The sequence below is a fragment of the Chryseobacterium sp. MEBOG07 genome (assembly GCF_021869745.1).
In the GTDB taxonomy this organism is placed as follows: domain Bacteria; phylum Bacteroidota; class Bacteroidia; order Flavobacteriales; family Weeksellaceae; genus Chryseobacterium; species Chryseobacterium viscerum.
This window is the reverse complement of sequence record NZ_CP084579.1, coordinates 4,674,850-4,694,591: the sequence shown is the minus strand read 5'-3', so window position 1 is coordinate 4,694,591 and position 19,742 is coordinate 4,674,850. Positions and strand designations below refer to the sequence as shown.

The window sequence follows — 19,742 nt, the reverse complement described above, 5'->3', positions numbered from 1 at the left end:
CAGATCTTTTAATTTTTTAAATCTTTAAATTAAATAAACATGCACCTCCTCAGAACAGATTCCACCAATACAGATTTTCAAAATCTCGTAAAATCCCTTGATGCTACTTTATCCGAACATAATGGAGAGAATGATGATTTCTTTGCTCAGTTCAATACAATTGATGCCATCAAAAATTGTGTTGTGGCTTATATAGATGATACCCCGGCAGCTTGTGAAGCATTCAAACCATTTTCAGAAGATACGGTAGAAATAAAAAGAATGTTTACCGATCCGGAATTCAGAAAAAATGGACTGGGCTCAGCCATTGTAAAAGAACTGGAAAACTGGGCAGCGGAATTGAATTTTAAAAAAGCAGTATTGGAAACTTCCCAGGACCTAAAAAGCGCCATCTCAATATATGAAAAAAGTGGATTTTACAGGATTTCCAATTATGGGCAATACATTGGCGTTGAGCAAAGTGTCTGTTATGAAAAAGTATTTTAATTTAATATTCATGTAATGGTAAATTCATTTTTTTTAAGTTTTTAATTCCCATGAAAGTGTTATATTGTGGCTCCAACCAAAATAATAACATATGAAAAAAACTGTATTCCTCCTGGCAATATTTTTTGCTTTAAACTCGTGTTCCAGAGAAGAACTTCAGAACGAAAATGTAAAAACAGAAATGGCTCAGAAAGATCCGCTGACTGCAAAACAGATCAACGAAAGGATCAATCTGGCTATTAAAACAGACGGTGCTTTCAACTGGAAGAATGAATCCGATCATTTCGTATGGAGTGCTGTTTTCCGTGGAAACAAAATGGTATCTATCGGTTTTGGAGCTTCTAAAGATGATTTTGACAGAAGTAAATCTCCAAACAGCAGCGATATGGAAAAAGAAGTCCTTTCTGTCATCAAAAAGTATGAAGGAAAAGATGAAAGAAATTTCCTTCTTCTTTCAGACCAGTATCTTAATCAGATGGATGTGGTGATTGAAAATGAAGAAACCATTACCGCTCTTCGACAAATGAAAAACATCCGATATGTGGAGCCGGCAGACTATCATTATTTTGAATTCGAGGCTCAATCGGCTGCAAAATCTTCTGGCAGCGGTTCATCAGGATGTGGTTTTTCATCATCAACATTAAATGCAGCAGATTACACTTCTACAACGCCAAGTGCAAAAATTCCATGGGCTTTCGCCAAGCACAATATTCCTGATGCCTGGAGCTACAGTACAGGGGCAGGTGTTACCATCGGGCTTATTGACACAGGAGTTTCCCCTGAGCAGACTTTATTGGGAGGAAGCTTTAATAATGGGGCTTCTTCAGGAAGAACGATCAGTAAACTCGGAGTGTATAATTCAGACGGATCCGGAGATCAGTGTGGGCACGGAACCAAAATGGCTTCTGTGATGACTGCTCCAAGAAATAATGCAGGATTACCTGTAGGAGTAGCTTATAATGCTAACCTTATCGCCTACAGAGCCGCAGAAAACGTTGTCCTGGAAACTTCCAGTGAGCAGACTGCTGTAAAAACGGCTTTCACAGAATTGGGTAACAATACCAGTGTGAAGATCATCTCAATGTCGATGGGGCATATTTTCTCTGTCGGGAAAATTGAAGATGGGGTTAAATATGCTTATTCTAAAGGAAAACTGATTTTCTGTGCCGGAGGAACTTCTACCAGCTTCACTAATTTTGTTGGGGTAATTTTCCCTGCATCAATGTCAGAAACTCAGGCGATAACAGGAGTGAAAGAGAATACATCCAATCAGAAATGTGATGTCTGCCACTCTGGAAGTCAGATCGACTTTACCTTCCAGATGGAGAGACCTTCAGGGAATACCGTTCCTGTTTTGAGCTATTACAATGGTCAGGCAGATTATGTAGGAGGTTCTTCAGTGGCCACGGCAGCTACAGCAGGAATTGCAGCCTTGGTTTGGGCTAAAAATCCATCATGGACGAGAGAGCAGGTACTTAATAAAATGAGACAGTCTGCCACTTACTATCCCAATGTAAATTCAAGCTATGGCTACGGAAACATTAATGTTTTAAAAGCGGTGCAATAAATAATAATAGACCATTATAAAAAGGAAAAGGAAATATCTCATCTGAGGTATTTCCTTTTTTATTCTAAAATATTAATCTCCTAATTGATAATCAAGAGGAAGCATATTTTCAATTTTATTTTTGGAAAAATCACCTTCATTGATGAGCTGGTCTGGTGTTGTAATATTTCCTTCCTTTGAAATTTCGAATGATCCCCCCTCAGAGTACAAAAATGATGATAATAAATTGCGATTTTTTCTTTTCACAAAATCCTTTCCTTTTAGTTCATAGTAAAATTTAGAATAATTAATTTTAAGAATATCTTTAAAATTAAGGAAAACTTGTCCTGATAATCTTTTTACATAATCAGCATCAGTAGCATTTGTTTTACTAATAGTAAGTAAATAAGGACTTTGATCATTTTTTCTACGAGATATATCTTTAATATTTTCGGGAATACTATTTAACTCAGATTGGGTTGCTGATTCCAGATAATTATTTAGAGTATTCAATTCTTTTTCAGAAGGATAAAATGGATTTGGAGTTCTATTAGCCTCATAGATTATAAACCCAGTCTCGACTATTTTATTATCATAAATGCTCCTTAAAAAGTGGAGAAAACTACCTTCATAAGCATTCATACGATTAAGCTTCACATTATCCGTATTTTTTGTCTCTTTGAAAAAACTGGTTCCGGTATAGTTGACCATGTTAGATCTTTTAAAATCTGTAGAAAAACTGATCAAATTATAACTGATTTCATAACCTAAGTTTTTATTTTCAATAATAAGAGGTTTGGAAGCTTTTATGGTAAGAAAACGATTTCTTTCATCATACGAGAATTTTAGAGATTTTAGATTTTTAATTTTTACGTTTTCCTGATCTACACCGATAAATGTATTTAGAAAATAATTGATGTATTTTTCATGCGCTTCGGAAGTAAAGGGAGCAATTTTTTTTTCTTCATTAATACTAGTCTTAATCAATAATATTTTTGAGTTTTTATTAATAACATCCGGTAATCCGGTGGTAAAGGTTTCGTAATCTTCTTTCTGAAAAACAAGATTCCCATATTTTTGGGTAGAAAGATTTAATGTAAAACTTCCGTCTTCTTTTGAAACAGTTCCTGTTTTCGTTCCATCAAGATAAATATTGACATTGTCTATTCTGTGACCGGTATCATCTACTACAGTCCCCTTTACCATCTGAGCGGAAAAAACAGAAGAAGCAAGCAAAAAAAATAGTAATATTGTTTTCATGGCAAACAATATTACTAAACTTTTAGTGATAATGAAAGAAGAATTTATCCAATCCTTACACTCGTCATACTCAATGATCCACCGATAAGCTCATCATTGAATAAAGTCAGTTCTTCAGACTGATCTTTCAGCCCTAAAGTATAGAGCAAAGGAAGATAATGATCAGGAGTAGGAACGGCATACTGTAAGAAAGTTCCCTGCTTTTGGTAATCAATAATATTCTGAAAATTACCGTCAAGAAGCCAGTTGTTGGTTTTCTCCCGGGCTTCAACTGCCCAATCCCAGCCGGCTCCCACTGTATTGATGTTTTTCCAGTCGATGAGACGAAGATTGTGTACAATATTTCCGCTTCCGATGATCAGAATGCCCTTTTCACGAAGTTTATTCAGCCTTTTGGCAAGCTCATAATGATATTGAGGTGGTTTTGTATGGTCAATACTCAGCTGAATTACCGGAATATCAGCATCCGGATACATATGTCTGATGACCGACCATGCACCATGATCCAGTCCCCAGCTGTGGTCTTCTTCGACATCTATAGGTAGAAGTAATTCCGCAGTTTCTTTGGCGAGTTCCGGACTTCCCGGAGCAGGATACTGCACATCAAACAATGCTTTTGGGAAACCATAAAAATCATGGATGGTTTTCGGCATATCCATAGCCGTTACAAAAGTTCCGTCTGTATACCAATGAGCAGAAATACAAAGAATAGCATTAGGTTTGGGAATTTCTGAGGCAGCTTTTCGGAAACCCTGTACAAATTGATTCTCTTCAATGGCATTCATCGGCGAACCATGTCCAAGAAATAAAACAGGCATTCTCTGAGTGTTTTTAAAACTGTCGCTTATGTTTTGAAGATCGTTGAGGTTCATAAATATTGAAGATTATAAAAAAATAAAAGGTTCAAGGCTTTTAGACAAATCCCTGAACCTTTTATAATGTATGTTATTAACTATGCTTGTTTTACAAACTGTAATTCACCAGCTACTTTTACATCATCACTTACCATTACACCTCCTGCTTCAAGAGCTGCATTCCAGTTTAATCCAAAATCTTTTCTACTGATTTTCCCTTCAAAAGAGAAACCTGCTTTTGTGTTTCCCCATGGGTCTACATTGATTCCTCCGAAGTCTACATCAAGATCTACAGGTTTTGTAATTCCGTTGATGGTAAGATTTCCAACAATAGAATTATTTAATGCCTGAGATTCAAAAGTTATCGTAGGATGTACTTCAGCATTGAAGAACTCAGCAGATTTTAAGTGGTTATCTCTGTCTGTATTGTTTGTGAACACAGAATCCGTCTGGATAGTAGCGGTAGTTTTTGCATTGGCAAAGAATTCATCTTCAGAATCAATTTCAGCAGTGAAAGTTCTGAAGCTTCCTTTTACGTTAGAGATCATCATGTGTTTTACTTTGAAAGTAATTTCACTATGCGTTGGGTCTAAGATCCATTTTGTAGCCATTGTATTTTGTATTTTTTGTTTGTTATTAATGAGGCAAATTTAGGACAGAAAATATATACAAGTCATTGATATAGGATAAGAAATGCAGTTTACACTTAAAATCATCGATTTTTTATTTTTAAATGTTGAATCAATTTTATCGATGTCGATTGTCAATTTTGCTTCGCAAGTGAATGATCAATGTCTTTTGGAATATAAAAAATTGACAAGCAAAGCGGATTGAGAATTCACGATTGACTCATTTAATTTTCAGCTTTAAAAATTCTACTATTAAGTTAAGGAATAATTTCTTTTAGTGCATGAATTCCATTTTATGAATGTTTTAATTTAACATTTCTTAACGAATGATTTTTATTTCTTATTTTTGATGGATTCAATTTTATACAATGAAATTACATAAATTTTCTTTATTGATAATGGTTTTAGGCAGTTCAGCATTTGCCCAGACCCAGAAGTTTACCATGGCGGAGGCTGTAAATGGAATGAGAACCAACCTTGCCGTGAAAAATATTTCCCAATTTTCTTGGGCTGCAGACGGAAAATCTTATATCCAGGCAGTAAAAGGAGGTTATCTGATTACAGATTTGAAAACCAACAAACAGGATACCCTGATCTCGTTGAGCCAACTTAACAGAAATCTTTCCAATGATAAGCTGAAAGCTGTTCCGCCAATTAAATTTACAGGAAATTCAAATGGGTATTTTACTACAGGTGGTAAAATGTCGTGGATTGAAAAATCAGGAAACGATTGGAAAGTAAAAAGTACAGCTGCAATGGATCAGGATGCTGCAAACGTAAAAATGTTTGGTGATGGTCAGACATTTGCCTTCACAGCAAAGAGTAATTTATTTGTAAGCAGAAACGGGAAAACCATTGCTGTAACCAACGAAGCTAATGAAAATATCATCAGCGGACAGGCCGTTCACAGAAATGAATTCGGAATTGATACTGGAATTTTCCCCGCACCGAACTCTGAGAGTATAGCTTTCTATAAAATGGATCAGAGCATGGTTGCAGATTACCCGATCATCGACTGGTCTGTAACGCCTGCTGTGAATCACAATATCAAATACCCAATGGCTGGTCAGACTTCTCATCAGGTGACATTAGGGGTCTTCAATATTAAAACCCAAGCTACTACTTTCTTAAAAGTGGAGGGTGAAAAAGATCAATATCTGACGGCCGTTACATGGAGCCCGGATTCAAAGTATATCTTCGTAGGCGTTCTGAACAGAGGTCAGAATCATATGAAAATGAATCAGTATGATGCTGCTACCGGAGAATTGGTGAAAACGTTATTTGAAGAAACAGACAGCAAATATGTAGAACCACAACATCCGCTTACTTTCTTCCCGAATTCTAACACAGACTTTATCTGGCAGAGCCAAAGAACAGGATACAATCACCTGTTCCACTATAGTTTGGAAAAGGGATTGGTAGCACAGATAACAAAAGGAGACTGGCTGGTAACTGATATTTTAGGATTCAACGAAAAGAAAAAGGAAATCTATTTTACTTCAACAAAAGAAACTCCTTTAGAAAGACATTTATACAGAATCAACTGGACTAATTTCAAAATGCAGAGATTGGACAGTGCAGAAGGAATGCACATCGGTACATTGAGCAGCGACGGAAATTACCTGTACGATGCTTACAGCAATGCCAATTCACCTAGAGTTGCTGAAATTATCAATACTGCCAATTTAAAATCTACGAATATCCTTACTTCTGAAAATCCATTAAAAAATTATCAGAGACCGGAAATTAAAAATGTAGAATTAAAAGCAGATGATGGAACTCCTTTGTATGGAAAAATTATTCTTCCAACAAACTTTGATCCGAATAAAAAATATCCAACGATTGTTTATTTGTATAACGGACCGCACTTACAACTAATTACCAATACCTTCCCGGCTTCAGGAAACCTTTGGTATGAATATATGGCTCAGAATGGGTACATTATTTTTACCATGGACGGAAGAGGTTCTTCTAACCGTGGATTGAAGTTCGAGCAGGCTGTATTCAGAAACCTGGGAACTACAGAAATGAATGACCAGATGAAAGGGGTAGAATACCTAAAGTCTCTTCCTTATGTAAATGGAGACAAAATGGGAATCCATGGGTGGAGTTTTGGAGGATTTATGACGACAAGCTTCATGCTTCGTAAACCAGATGTATTCAAAGTAGGGGTAGCAGGAGGACCGGTAATCGACTGGAGCATGTATGAGATCATGTATGGAGAAAGATATATGGATACGCCACAGGAAAATCCACAAGGATATGCAGCGGCTAATCTTTTGGATAAAGTTCAGAACCTGAAAGGAAAACTATTGATGATTCACGGAGCACAGGATGATGTAGTAGTGTGGCAGCATTCTATAAAATTCATCAAGTCTGCTGTTGATAACGGAGTTCAGTTGGATTACTTTACATATCCGGGACATCCGCATAATGTGATCGGGAAAGACAGAGTTCACCTGATGCAGAAAATCACAGATTATTTTGATTTGTATCTTAAGAAATAATAATAAAATCCAGCCGGAACGGCTGGATTTTTTGCTTCTGTTGAATAAGAAGTAAGAATGTTGGAAAACGCAAAGGCGCAAGTTTTTGATATGGTTTATGTTGTAAGGCGCAAAGATTTTATCTGCGATAAAATTTTATACGATGTAATTTATTTTATCTCACGCTGATTTTGCACATTACGCAGATGTTATGAAAACCTGTGTAATATTTTTAATCTGCAAGAAAATTTAAGCCAACATATTGTGCCTTTGCTGAAAATCTTCGATTTTCTTGCGCCTTAAAGCAGAATGAAGATAGAAAATCCTTGCGCCTTTGCGTTTTCCAACAAAAAGAATGTTTTGTCTCCAACCGTACTTCCGATCTTAACAAACATCAATGTTTTTGATCTTTCATAGTGGTAATTTTGTATTACTAAAAACAACAATATGGAATTAGGAATAGGAATGTTCGGTGATTTGGCTTTAGACCAGTCAACCGGGAAATATAGAGATGCAGGAATTAAGATCCGTGAGATATTGGATCAGGTAAAATTGATGGATGAGGTAGGAATTGATGTTTTCGCTATGGGAGAGCATCACCGTCCGGATTATGCTGTTTCCTCTCCGGAGATCGTATTGGCAGCGGCAGCAAGTATTACAAAAAATATAAAACTGGCCAGTGGCGTGACTGTTTTGAGTTCTTCGGAGCCGGTAAAAGTATATGAAGACTTCTCTACACTGGATCTTATTTCAGACGGAAGAGTAGAAATATTCGTGGGACGCGGAAGTTTCATAGAATCGTTTCCGTTGTATGGGTATTCATTGAATGATTATGAACAGTTATTTGATGAAAAATTAGAATTATTACTGAAAATTAATTCTGAAGAAAATGTAAGCTGGTCAGGAAAACTTCGTGCTCCGATGGAAAATCAAACCGTTTACCCAAGAGCAAAAAATGATGGAAAGCTTTCAATCTGGAGAGCCGTTGGAGGAACTCCACAGTCTGTTTTAAGTGCAGCACAGCTTGGAATGCCTTTGGTGGTAGCGATTATTGGAGGAATGCCGATTCAGTTTAGAAACCTGATTGAATTCTATAAACAGGAATATCAAAAAGCAGGGCATGATGTTTCAAAAATGCAGATTGCGGTTCATTCACATACTTTTGTGAGTGATGATCAAAAAGTAGTAGATGGATATTTCCATAATTATAAATCTCAGATGGATAGGATAGGGGCTTCCAGAGGATGGGCACCTTACACCAAAATGCAGTATGACGGAGGAAGAAATAAAGACGGAGCATTATTTATCGGCAGTCCGGCAGAAGTAGCAGATAAAATTGCTTACATGAAAGAGATTTTCGGAATTACAAGATTTATCGGCCATATGGATGTGGGAGATCCTGCTCATGAAGTGATGATGAAATCTATTGAATTATTTGGGAAAGAAGTAAAACCTGTTATAAAAGGACTGTAACAGTCGTTTATAGATATGACAAGGAGACCGGAAAAGGTCTCCTTTTTTTATTCTGTTTTATATTACAGAGAATCCTATTTTTTAAATATAATAAACAGTTAATCATTTATTAACATCGTAATCTTTTAAACTTCATTTCTTTACACTGATGAAACAAAGCGATAGCTATTAATGATTGACCTGTCTATGATCCACATGATACAAAATATGTATTATACTGGTAACGAACAGTTTCCTCCTACTTCTACTTCACTAAGCAGGTCGTTTGGATGTTCCAAAGTCTATTATTATTCAGGATATCTTCCTCATTATACCTTTCCGGTGGTTTCATTTTTCAACACTCTGGATGTTCTGTTGATCCAGCCATTCCAAAATCTAAACAAAAAACCATGCTTTTAAACAATATCCTATTTTTTTCAGTGGATCCGAATCTCAGTACAGGGCTTGTCATTATTTTCATCCTGTGTCTGATAGCTGTTGTGGCTTTTGAGTTTGTAAACGGTTTTCACGACACTGCCAATGCCGTGGCTACCGTAATTTATACCAAAGCTCTTAAACCTGTTATTGCAATTCCATGGTCAGGCTTTTGGAATTTTCTGGGAGTTTTTACAGGAGGAATTGCCGTTGCAATGGGAATCTTAAAACTGGTTCCGATGGATACACTCGTAACGCTGCCGGTTGCTGTGGGAGCCTCTTTGGTTCTTGCTGTTCTACTGGCATCAATCATCTGGAATTTGGGAACCTGGTACTTTGGAATACCGTGCTCCAGCTCTCATACTCTGATTGGTGCTTTGATTGGTGCCGGCTTAGGATTTACCTGGTATTATGGAGGCGGGGTGAACTGGCATAAAGCGGAAGAAATTGGGATGTCACTCATTTTATCCCCTATCGTAGGATTTTGTTTAGCTGTTCTATTGATGTGGTTCTTTAAATATGTAATCCGCTATAAAGCACTTTTTCATATTCCGACGGGTGCCAATGATAAACCTCCTTTTGTGATCAGAGCTATTTTAATAACAACCTGTACGTTAGTAAGCTTTTTTCACGGCAGTAATGACGGACAAAAGGGAGTAGGGCTTTTTATGTTGATCCTGATCGCTTTTATGCCTGCTCAATTTGCAATTAATCATGATATTCCTAACGACAAGATTATTTCTATCCTGAATACAACAGAACATACATTACAGGCAACAGCTGCCCAAAATATTCAAAATACAGCTGAATTTAAGACCCTGAATCTTGCTATTGAAAATGTAAAAGAAAATCTGATACATAAGAATGAAAAGGACAAAGCAGCGACTTACAAATTCAGAAAAGAGGTAGATAACCTTATTGATTCTTTAAAAAAACTGAACGAAAATAAAGCCATAGCTATTGACGAATCCAACAGGGCAATACTTACCAGCCAGATTTCTGAACTTAAAAAGTTAACCGAATTTGCTCCTCTATGGGTCATTATCATCATTTCCGTCTCTCTGGGGCTGGGAACTATGATAGGCTGGAAGAGAATAGCAGTAACCATTGGTGAAAAGATAGGAAATGAACATTTGAACTATGCCCAGGGTGCATCCAGCGAAATTGTTGCAGCATCTACTATCGGTATCAGTACATTTCTGGGATTGCCGGTAAGTACCACACACGTTTTGTCAAGTGGTATAGCAGGTTCTATGGTCGCTTCCGGTGGTAAAAGTAACCTTAATCCGGCTACATTAAAAAGTATCGGCCTTGCCTGGGTACTTACTTTACCGGTTTCTATTGTACTATCTTTACTGTTATTTATATGTTTCCATCTGTTTATTTAGTGGCAGATTTTTAGTTCAGTGATTATTATTAAAACCGAAAAAAATGAAACAAATATTAGTTGCCTCAGACTTTTCCAACAACGCAGGTAATGCGCTGTTGTATGCTCTGTCCCTCGCCAAAACTTTAAAGATGAAAGTAACAGTACTGAATGCCATTCATCCCACGGAAGGCATCAACAATAGTACTTACAACGCCATTTTTATTGAAGATTACTATGCAAGAAAAAGATCCGCTCTGAAAGAATGGACTGAAACTTTCTGTAATAATGACGAATATAAAGACATTCCGATTAAAACCGTTTGTGATGTTGGCTTTTTAAGAAATGTCATTACGAAATACATAGAATATAACGATGTGTCATTTTTAGTAATGGGAATGACGGGAGCTACGGGCATTAAGGGAATTATAGGAAGTAATGCCAGTTTAGCTATTAGCAAAATGCGGATTCCTACATTAATCGTTCCTGCAGAAAGCATACTTCACCCAACACCTGTTATCACGCTGGCTACTGATTACAAAACCACAAAACTATCCGTAAGGGATATAAAAGCACTGAATCAGCTCCTTAAAGTTTCCGATCCGAAGAAGTTGGAAGTACTCCATATCTCGGACAAAGATACAGCTGCAAGAGCCATAGAAAATGGAGAAAAGAAATTAAAAGACCAGCTTTCTTCAGTGGAGATCACCTTTCACTACGTAGAGGATGATAAACCGTCAAGCGGAATTATTGATTTCATAGAAACCAATAAAACAGATATTTTATGTCTTGTAAAACACAATCACAATATTATTTACCGATTGTTTTCCGGAAGTACTGTAGATGAGATCCTGAACAAATCTGTGAAGGCTGTATTGATTCTTCATGCGTAAGATTTCAAGCCAGCCTTTAATCTCTTTTGAGGTTCTAAGATTAATTATACAATCTCAATCAGACTTCCTCTTTCCTCGTCCTTAATAATGTTGAGAGCTGTAGGGATTTTCTCTTTCAGTTCTTCAACATGCGAAATAATTCCTACAATCCTGTTTTCTTTCATCAGATTGGTAAGCGTTTCAAATACAATATTCACCGATTCCGTATCCTGAGTTCCGAAACCTTCATCAATAAAGAAGAAGTTTTTATCGGCTTTTGCGTTAGCCTGAACACTTTCTGCCAATGCCAGAGCAAGGCTTAAAGAAACCTGGAAGGCTTGTCCACCCGACAGCGTCTTTACACTTCTGCTTTTCCCTTCGTTGAGGTAATCGATGATCTCGAAGTCGTTATTTTCATTAAGCTGCAGACTCAGCTGGTTTCTGGTCATGCGGTGGAAACGAACATTCGCATGATCACAAAGCTGTCTCAGATAAATAGATGAGACGTATTGCACAAAACCTGCTCCCTTAAACAGGTTCATCATAATCTTTAAATTTTCAGAACGTTTCTGAAGTTTTGTCAATTCTTTCAGAAGCCCCTCTTTTTTTACAAATTCTTTTTCCAATCGGTCTATTTCTGCGGTTTTTGTGACTACAGAATCACTGATTTGCTTCTGCTCACTTTGCGCTTCATTGAACCGTTGTTCAGCCTGAGAAAACTGCTCATTGTCAAATGAAAGTCCCTTCAGTTTTAATTCCAGCTCGCCGATAAATTTCTTTAAAGCTTCGAAATCAACTTTGAAATTCTGGATTTTGCTTCTTACCAGTTGAATATCAATTTCCTGAAGTAAAATATTCTCAACCTCTTTGAACTCTGTGAAGTTTTGATCTGCCAAGACTTTGATGATCGCCTCTTCATTCCCAGAAATTTCTTTTTCAAGTTCTGTAATCTGTTTCTCGGATTGGCTGACGATCGTTTTTTGTTCTGCCAGTTTTGGAGAGAGAATTTTTTCCTGCTGCAGTGCTTTTTGGTAATTTTCTTCAGTTTCCTTGTTGGAAAATACTAGTTTTTGGTAGGTTTCTTCAACTTCTATGATCGCTTTTTGAACATATAGATTCCAATCCAGAATCTTAAGGGCAGAACGGCTGATATTGATCTGTTCTTGTTTAGAAACCTCTTCCAGCCTGAAATTTTCCAGTGCACTTTTATATTTTTCTAATAAATGGTTTTCTTTTTCAAGAGTTTCCCTTTCCTGGCCTATACTACGCTCTGTTTCTTCGATCTTTTTTTCTAAAGTAAACGAGTTGGTACGTTTTTTATCAAACTCTTCCTCTTGATTCGAAGCGAATTGTTTCCATGTAAAATTCAGGATATGATTTTCAATCTCTTTCTGAATCTGAAGAAGAATTTTCTGTTCCGAAAGAAGCTGTTCCTCAAAGATTTTCTTGCGGTCCAGAATTTTGTCAATTTCTGCTTCCTGCTTTTGAATAACGGAAATTTCCTGTTCTAAAGAAGTTATTTTCTCCTGAATCTCCTGCAGTTCAATATTCACATCATGAAATTCCACAATATGAGGATGTTCCTTGGATCCACAAAGAGGACAGTTTTCACCATCATGAAGTTCGCTGGCAAAACGGGAAAGTTCTTTTTGAATTTTGAGATGATCTAGTTTCTGGGAAAGCTCCTTTTTCTTGACTTCTAAGGCTTCTTTTCTGATTTTGAAATCTTCCTTATAATTTTCCTGATAGGCAAAAGGTTTTAATTCCTCTGCAATTTTTCCAATCTGTTTTAGATGTTTCTCAATTTTTTCAGCTTGTTCCTGCTGTGATTTTTTAAGTTTTTTGTTGAATAAACCAATTTCCCACTTCAGAAAGCAGAGCGGAATCCAGTTTTTGCTCCTTTAAGGTTTTAATCTGTGCAGAAAGTTCATCAATCTTCTTTTGAATCTTCTCTTTATGAAGGTTTACTTCTTTTACTTTTTCAGAACCCTTTTGAGTTCTTTCATTCAGAACTTTGATTTCTTCAGAAAACTTCAGAATCTGGATGATGAGGCTCAAATCGTTTTCCTGAATTCTGGATTGCTCTAAAGCTTTAAATTGTGGTTCAAGTGCTGTGAGTTGTTCTTTGATTGTATTAAAAGCCTTCTCAGTCTCCTGCAAGCCTTTGATCTGCTGTTCTCTTTCGTTCCGCTTATCGGTAATTTCTTTTGAAAGCTTATTTTTCTCAATAATCAACGGGTTGAAAAGCCTGAAAGTACGGTCGTATAATTCAGTCTGTGCTTCCATAGCATCCATCTGAGGTTTTTCTTCAGAGAGTTTGCTGAATTTTTCCTTATTCTGCTGTAAACTTTCAAAATCGCTTTTTAAGTTTTTCAGCTGTTGATAGGTATGGGAAACTCTTTCCAGTTTTTCATTCGATTCAGAGAGTTTTTTCTGTTCCTCTGTCAGCTGTTCTTTCTGAATCTGGATTTTCTCCTCATTGATCTCTTCAAAACCTTTTAGCTGCCCTTCAAGTTGATCCAGCTCAGATCTGTTTTTTATATTAAGCGTAGAAACATTGTTCTGAAGATCGAATTTTTGAAGGTTAAAAATCTCCTTCATCATATTCGTTCTTTCTGCAGCACCCAATTCAAGGAATTCTTTGAACTGTCCCTGCGGAATAATGATAGTTCTTTTGAAGTTGGAATAGCTTAAACCAATGATCGTCTCCGCATTCGAGTGATCCAAAGGAATCCATTTGCCGTTGATATTCTCATAAAAAGTAACTGCATTAGGTTTTACTTCCTCGAATTTTTTCAGATTTCTTTTAAAATCACGGGCAGCACGGAAAAGCTTATTCTCATAATTCACAAAATCAAACTCTATATAAGAACTGTTTGATTTTAAATTCATCATGTTGTAAGCCCTTTTGTCACGCATGTTTAGACGTTCCGTTTCTCCATATAAAGCAAATGAAATAGCTTCAAGAACCGATGATTTTCCAGAACCCACCGCTCCGAAAATACCAAACAATCCAGCTTCGGTAAGATTTCTGAAATCAATCGTTTGGCGTTCCTGGTATGAGTAAAGTCCTTCGATAGTTAATTGAACAGGGATCATGGCTTATGCATTTAAAATTTCGTTAAACAAATTCATCAGTTCTTCATTGGCTTCCTGTCCGCCATTTTTAGATTTAAAATAATCCTTGAATAATATGTCAATATCCTGACTTAAATTGATGTCCTGGCTTAGATTTTCAGCCAGCTCTTTATTTTTGACTTTTGGGATGAGGTGAACAATTCCGTTATGAGACTGATAGATTAATCTTCTTTCATCAGCCGTTAGAAAAGTCTCACTTTCCAGCGTAAGTTCAATAAATGTATAGGGATTTTCACTCAGCCACTGAACGGTATCTTCTATAGAAGTGAATGTTTTTCGGACTAAAGCTCTTCCGTTTTTTAAGACCTTTTTTTCATAATTAACTGGCTTTCCAGGTTCTGCATCAATGATGGACACATATTTTGTCTGTCCGGCTTCACTGAAACTGTAGCATAGGGGAGAAGATGAATAAATAACAGGCTTTTCCTTTGTTCCGATATTCTGAAAACCATGGAGGTGCCCCAATGCCGTATATTGAATCTGCTCAGGAATAGTATCCGAAAAAATAAGGTCTGCATTTCCGATCTTAATAGGTTTTTCTCCTTCAGGTTCTTCCAAAACTTCCGCTCCTCTTTTATTCATATATAAATGAGCGGTCAGAAGATTCACTCCGGAATCATCACAAAACTGATCAGCAAGATCTTTCCATGTTTGTGAAAGTACTTTGTTGATTTCTTCCTCTTTATTTTCCCCAAAATATTCTTTTAAACGGATCTCATTCGCGAAAGGAGTGTGGAGAATTCTTACAGGGAAATCTATCCCTTCAATTTTCAGTTCTATAAAACCTTCTTTAGAATTTGAAATGTTGAAATATTCTGTACTGAAGGGTTTCACTTCAGCTTTAGGATGACCTATTAAAATAATCCCGCATTCCCGGGCCAGAGGATCCGGAGCATCGATCAGATTGGGAGAGTCGTGATTTCCTGAAATTGCCATTACAGGACGTTTCCCATTCAAAGACAAACGTTTCAATGTTTTATAAAAAAGTTCAATGGCTTCTACACTCGGATTAAAATTGTCAAAAAGATCACCGGCAACAAGGATAAGATCTGCATGCTCTTCATCAGCAATGCCTATAATCTCCTCCATTATCAGAATTTGCTCTTCCAGTCGTGAAAAGCGGTCCAGTCGTTTTCCCAAATGCCAGTCGGCTGTGTGCAGAATTTTCATAAAAAGTTTATCATTGTTTAACGTAAATAGATTGAGTAATGAACGATTTTCATTCTTGATTATCAGTTTCTTTTACTTTGAAATCTTCCAGAATTTGTTTTAAACGCACTTTCCTTTCTGTTTCCGCATCTTGCATTTTACGTTTTTTCTGATCAATTTTCTTTTTATTTTTTTTCCTGTTGGCTTCGTTGTTTTTGCTCATATTTGTTTGTAACGAATGATTTTTATTGATAAGCAATAGCTTCTTCAAAAATACTAAAGATTGAGAGTTTAAACAATTTTAGTCGCTAAGTCTGATAAAATGTTTTAATTTTGCTGTGTTATGGAAGAAAAATCAAAAGATCCTTTACACGGAAAAAGGCTTGATGCTATTCTTGAAGAATTGGTAGAATACTACGAAGGATTTGAAAAATTGGGTGAGCAGATCAATATCAAATGTTTTACAGATAACCCGAGCATCACTTCTTCCCTGAAATTTTTACGGAAAACACCCTGGGCCAGAACAAAAGTAGAAAGTCTGTATCTCTTTATGCTGAGACAGAAAAAGCGTGACGAAACCAAGGGCAGGAAATAGAAAGAAGGATCTCACTTTTAGATTTTTCATTTGATTTTCTCCTTCGAACAATCATTTCAAAAAATAGTATATTTGTAAAATTAATCGTGAAAAAGCGCACGAAAAAAATAAGAAATATGACAATTGAAAACAATCATGTTGTAGCTGTAAAGTACATACTTCACACTATCGAACCAGATGGAAGTAAGATTCTTGTAGAAGAGACAACAACAGAAAATCCGCTTACATTTTTGTACGGTATGGGAATGATGATTCCAAAATTTGAAGAAAATATCCTGGGCTTAAAAGCTGGTGATAAAGCAGATTTTACAATTCAGCCTGAAGAAGCCTATGGTGACAGACAGCCTGATGCTATCGCACAATTGCCAATTGATATGTTTAAAGAATCAGGTACTCCACCTATTGGAGCTATTTTACCTTTATCTGATAATGAAGGGAACAATTTCCAGGCATTTGTAGTAGAAGTTACTCCTGAAGTTGTAGTAGCAGACCTTAACCATCCAATGGCAGGGAAAGTTTTAGATTTCCAGGTAGAAATTTTAAATACTCGTCCAGCAACTGAAGAGGAATTGTCACATGGACATGCTCATGGAGTTGACGGAAACGAAGCTCACTAAAAAATAAGAAATGTTCGATTTTTTCGGACATTTTTTAGATAAAAGATAAAAAATACCCCACAGATAAATTCTGTGGGGTATTTTTATTTATAAGGTTACAATAGTTATTGAATGCTTGACATTCATCTCTTCGGGAAGGTTCTAATCTAAAAATTCCCCTGAAACATAATACCAGCGTTCATGCATTTTTTGGAAAAGTGAAAATTCATGATGGAGCTGCGGATGACCATCCTGGTCTGTATAATAAGCTTTAAACTCTACATGATTTAAAGTGGGAGTCCGGATGATTTCCAGTTTCGTCCATTGGTTGATTTCTCCCCATTCCTGAAGATCTTTTGTATTGTGGTATTTCCTTTTCCCCGGAAGTGTGGTTTCCATCAGGTAGTCACCATTTGGAATCGCAAAAGCAGAAAACCTTGAGCGCATCAAAGCTTCAGCGGTGGGAGCATGCTTTTCTCCGGTATGATAAGGTTTACAGCAGTCTTCGTAGGATTTTCCTGAACAGCAGGGACAGTCCATATATTATATTTTAAAATGTGAACCGCAAAAATAATGAAATTCAATTGGAACGGGCTTTAGCCCGTTAAAAAATAAACAAAGAAAAATCCATCGGCTTTAGCCAAAACATAAAAAAGAAGCATTCTTTTAAGAATGCTTCCTATTGATTTATTTAATAAAACCTCTGTTTCTTAATAAAGGTTTGATATCTGGATCGTGTCCTGTAAAGTCTCTGAATGCCTGGTTCAAGTCTACAGAGTTTCCTACAGAAAGAATATATTTTCTGAAACGGTCACCATTTTCTCTGGTTAATCCGCCATTCTTACTGATCCATTCCCATGCATCATTATCCAATGTTTCAGACCATAAATAAGCATAATATCCTGCTGAATATCCACCTCCCCAGATGTGTGCAAAATAAGGCGTATGGTATCTCGGTGGAACTGTTGCCAGATTGAATCCATGGCTGGCTAAAGATTGCTTTTCAAAGTCTAAAACTGGAATAAACTGGCTGTCGTTGCTTACGGTATGCCAATCCATATCCAATTCAGCAGCAGAAACCAATTCTGTAGTCATATATCCTTGATTGAATGTAGAAGCTTTTTTAATTTTTTCTACTAATGTCTGTGGAATAGGCTGTTTTGTCTCATAATGAACCGCGTAATTCTTTAGAACTACAGGATCTAAAGCCCAGTGCTCATTGATCTGAGACGGGAATTCTACAAAGTCTCTTGGTACATTTGTTCCTGAAAGAGAAGGGTATTTCTGGCTCGCAAACATTCCGTGAATAGAGTGACCAAATTCATGGAAGATTGTTGAAACATCATCATAACTGATTAATGAAGGTTTTCCAGCAGCAGGTTTCTGATAGTTGTAGCAGTTAACAATGACAGGTTTTGTTCCTAATAAATAAGACTGCTCAACAAAATTACTCATCCATGCACCACCGTTTTTAGAATCTCTTGTATAGAAATCCAGGTAATAGATCGCGATAGATTTCCCATCATGATCGAAAACTTCATACGTTACTACGTCAGGATGGTAAACAGGAAGATCTGTTCTCTTTTTGAATGTCAGTCCGTAGAATTTTTCAGCAGCGAAGAAAACTCCTTTTTCAAGAACCGTTGTGATTTCAAAATAGGGCTTTATTTCACTTTCGTCAAGATCAAACTTAGCTTTTCTTACCTGTTCAGCATAGAAATTCCAGTCCCAAGGTTCTACTTTGAAACCTCCTTTTTGCTGATCGATAAGATCCTGGATATCTTTTGCCTCACGTCTGGCTGTTTCCACGGCCGGAGTAGCAATTTGATTCATCAGATTGGTAGCTGCTTCAGGTGTTTTTGCCATCTGATCCTGAAGTTTCCATTCTGCGAAGTTTTTCTTTCCTAAAATCTGAGCTTTCTTCAGTCTCAGCTTAGCCAGTTTTTCGATCGTTGATCTAGTATCGTTAGCATCACCTTTTTCAGCTCTTGTCCATGAAGCTTTGAATAGCTTTTCTCTGGTAGCTCTGTTTTTTAAGTTTTGTAAAAGAGGCTGTTGTGTCGTATTCTGTAAAGCGAGAAGATATTTTCCAGGCTGTCCTGCTGTTTTGGCATCAGCCGCAGCGGCTGCAATTTCATCAGCGGAAAGTCCGTCCAGTTCTTTTGCATCGGAGAAAAATACTCCGCCTTGCTTTCTTGCTTCCAATAATTTATTAGAATATTGAGTAGAAAGAGAAGCCAGTTCCTGGTTGAGCTGTTTTAATTTTTCTTTGTCAGCCGCAGAAAGATTAGCCCCTGCAATTTCAAAGTTTTGTTTATAATATTGTACCAGTCTTTTGCTTTCAGAATCAAGACCGTCTTCTTTGATGGATTGTATTCTTTTATAAAGATTTTCATTCAGGTACAATTTATCAGAATGTGCCGCAAAAATAGGGGCATATTCTTCATCCAAAGCCTGTAAAGTAGGATTGGTATTCGCGCTTGTAAGATTTGAGAATACAATTTGTGCTCTTCTCAATACTTCACCACTTTTTTCCAATGCAACGATTGTATTTTCAAAAGTTGGAGCAGCCGGATTATTGGCAATTTTTATAATCTCAGCTTCGTGTAGCTTTAAACCATAGTTAAAAGCAGGTTTGAAGTGCTCATTTTTGATTTTATCAAATTCCGGAGCTTCGTACTGAAGCTTGCTTTTCTTCATAAAAGGATTTGAAGATAAAGAGGAATCAGGTGCGGGAAGCTCCTGTTGAATATCGGTCTGTTTCATTGTAGTACAAGATTGATTGAACGCCAAGGCAGAAATTAATAATACCGATGAAATATTCTTCATAAATATAGTTGTTATTAAAGTATAAAGATATTAAAAACTTGTATCATAG

18 protein-coding genes are annotated in these 19,742 nt (G+C 36.7%); 9 read left to right on the top strand and 9 right to left on the bottom strand.

Translation table 11 applies throughout. From position 1 onward, the window contains the following. Positions 1–39: 39 nt before the first annotated feature. Complete coding sequence (locus tag LF886_RS21635; protein WP_236851645.1) at positions 40–486, top strand: GNAT family N-acetyltransferase; 447 nt, start codon at positions 40–42, stop codon at positions 484–486. Positions 487–577: 91 nt separating this feature from the next. Further along, positions 578–2,053 carry a S8 family peptidase gene (locus LF886_RS21630; protein ID WP_236851644.1) on the top strand — a complete coding sequence of 492 codons (1,476 nt, stop codon included), beginning with the start codon at positions 578–580 and terminating at the stop codon, positions 2,051–2,053. Positions 2,054–2,125: 72 nt separating this feature from the next. Here LF886_RS21630 and LF886_RS21625 read toward each other — a convergent pair whose 3' ends face one another. The 3 genes from LF886_RS21625 to LF886_RS21615 form a co-directional block, all read right to left on the bottom strand. Continuing rightward, positions 2,126–3,292: a carboxypeptidase-like regulatory domain-containing protein gene (locus LF886_RS21625; RefSeq protein ID WP_236851642.1), complete on the bottom strand. Its 1,167-nt coding sequence runs from the start codon at positions 3,290–3,292 to the stop codon at positions 2,126–2,128. A gap of 44 nt (positions 3,293–3,336) precedes the next feature. Next, a complete protein-coding gene (gene ygiD / locus LF886_RS21620; protein WP_236851640.1) occupies positions 3,337–4,164 on the bottom strand; it encodes a 4,5-DOPA dioxygenase extradiol in 828 nt (275 codons plus the stop codon). A gap of 80 nt (positions 4,165–4,244) precedes the next feature. Beyond that, positions 4,245–4,757 (bottom strand): YceI family protein, encoded by a 513-nt coding sequence (locus LF886_RS21615; protein WP_124530921.1) that lies wholly within the window; start codon positions 4,755–4,757, stop codon positions 4,245–4,247. Between the two features lie 386 nt (positions 4,758–5,143). Between LF886_RS21615 and LF886_RS21610 the strand changes: the two genes are divergently transcribed. The 5 genes from LF886_RS21610 to LF886_RS21590 all read left to right on the top strand — a co-directional run bounded on the left by LF886_RS21610 (position 5,144) and on the right by LF886_RS21590 (position 11,407). Then, entirely contained in the window at positions 5,144–7,282 is a 2,139-nt protein-coding gene (locus LF886_RS21610) for a S9 family peptidase (RefSeq protein WP_236851638.1), read from the top strand. A gap of 426 nt (positions 7,283–7,708) precedes the next feature. Continuing rightward, positions 7,709–8,734, top strand: coding sequence for an LLM class flavin-dependent oxidoreductase (locus tag LF886_RS21605; protein ID WP_236851637.1), 1,026 nt, complete (start codon positions 7,709–7,711; stop codon positions 8,732–8,734). A 207-nt stretch (positions 8,735–8,941) separates the two neighbouring features. Continuing rightward, on the top strand, positions 8,942–9,133 hold the full coding sequence (locus LF886_RS21600; RefSeq protein WP_236851635.1) for a hypothetical protein: 192 nt from the start codon (positions 8,942–8,944) through the stop codon (positions 9,131–9,133). Then, on the top strand, positions 9,124–10,536 hold the full coding sequence (locus LF886_RS21595; protein ID WP_236851633.1) for an inorganic phosphate transporter: 1,413 nt from the start codon (positions 9,124–9,126) through the stop codon (positions 10,534–10,536). The genes LF886_RS21600 and LF886_RS21595 overlap by 10 nt, the downstream gene beginning before the upstream one ends. A gap of 43 nt (positions 10,537–10,579) precedes the next feature. Further along, positions 10,580–11,407, top strand: a complete 828-nt coding sequence (locus LF886_RS21590; RefSeq protein ID WP_236851631.1) for a universal stress protein — start codon at positions 10,580–10,582, stop codon at positions 11,405–11,407. A 44-nt stretch (positions 11,408–11,451) separates the two neighbouring features. Here the strand turns inward: LF886_RS21590 and LF886_RS21585 are convergent, their stop codons facing one another. The 4 genes from LF886_RS21585 to LF886_RS21570 all read right to left on the bottom strand — a co-directional run bounded on the left by LF886_RS21585 (position 11,452) and on the right by LF886_RS21570 (position 15,896). After that, entirely contained in the window at positions 11,452–12,954 is a 1,503-nt protein-coding gene (locus LF886_RS21585) for an SbcC/MukB-like Walker B domain-containing protein (protein WP_236851630.1), read from the bottom strand. A 265-nt stretch (positions 12,955–13,219) separates the two neighbouring features. Next, positions 13,220–14,485 (bottom strand): AAA family ATPase, encoded by a 1,266-nt coding sequence (locus LF886_RS21580; RefSeq protein WP_236851628.1) that lies wholly within the window; start codon positions 14,483–14,485, stop codon positions 13,220–13,222. 3 nt (positions 14,486–14,488) lie between these two features. Continuing rightward, entirely contained in the window at positions 14,489–15,694 is a 1,206-nt protein-coding gene (locus LF886_RS21575) for an exonuclease SbcCD subunit D (protein ID WP_236851626.1), read from the bottom strand. 49 nt (positions 15,695–15,743) lie between these two features. Further along, entirely contained in the window at positions 15,744–15,896 is a 153-nt protein-coding gene (locus LF886_RS21570) for a hypothetical protein (protein WP_236851624.1), read from the bottom strand. Between the two features lie 120 nt (positions 15,897–16,016). Between LF886_RS21570 and LF886_RS21565 the strand changes: the two genes are divergently transcribed. After that, complete coding sequence (locus LF886_RS21565) at positions 16,017–16,268, top strand: VF530 family DNA-binding protein (RefSeq protein WP_109738761.1); 252 nt, start codon at positions 16,017–16,019, stop codon at positions 16,266–16,268. A 116-nt stretch (positions 16,269–16,384) separates the two neighbouring features. Further along, the gene (locus LF886_RS21560; protein WP_152290644.1) at positions 16,385–16,885 is read left to right on the top strand and encodes a peptidylprolyl isomerase; all 501 of its coding nucleotides are present in this window, start codon (positions 16,385–16,387) and stop codon (positions 16,883–16,885) included. Positions 16,886–17,026: 141 nt separating this feature from the next. On the opposite strand, the gene LF886_RS21555 is transcribed toward LF886_RS21560, so the two are convergent. Both LF886_RS21555 and LF886_RS21550 read right to left on the bottom strand, forming a co-directional pair. After that, positions 17,027–17,404, bottom strand: a complete 378-nt coding sequence (locus LF886_RS21555) for a YchJ family protein (protein ID WP_236851622.1) — start codon at positions 17,402–17,404, stop codon at positions 17,027–17,029. Between the two features lie 147 nt (positions 17,405–17,551). Next, complete coding sequence (locus LF886_RS21550; protein WP_236851620.1) at positions 17,552–19,693, bottom strand: M3 family metallopeptidase; 2,142 nt, start codon at positions 19,691–19,693, stop codon at positions 17,552–17,554. Positions 19,694–19,742 lie beyond the last annotated feature (49 nt).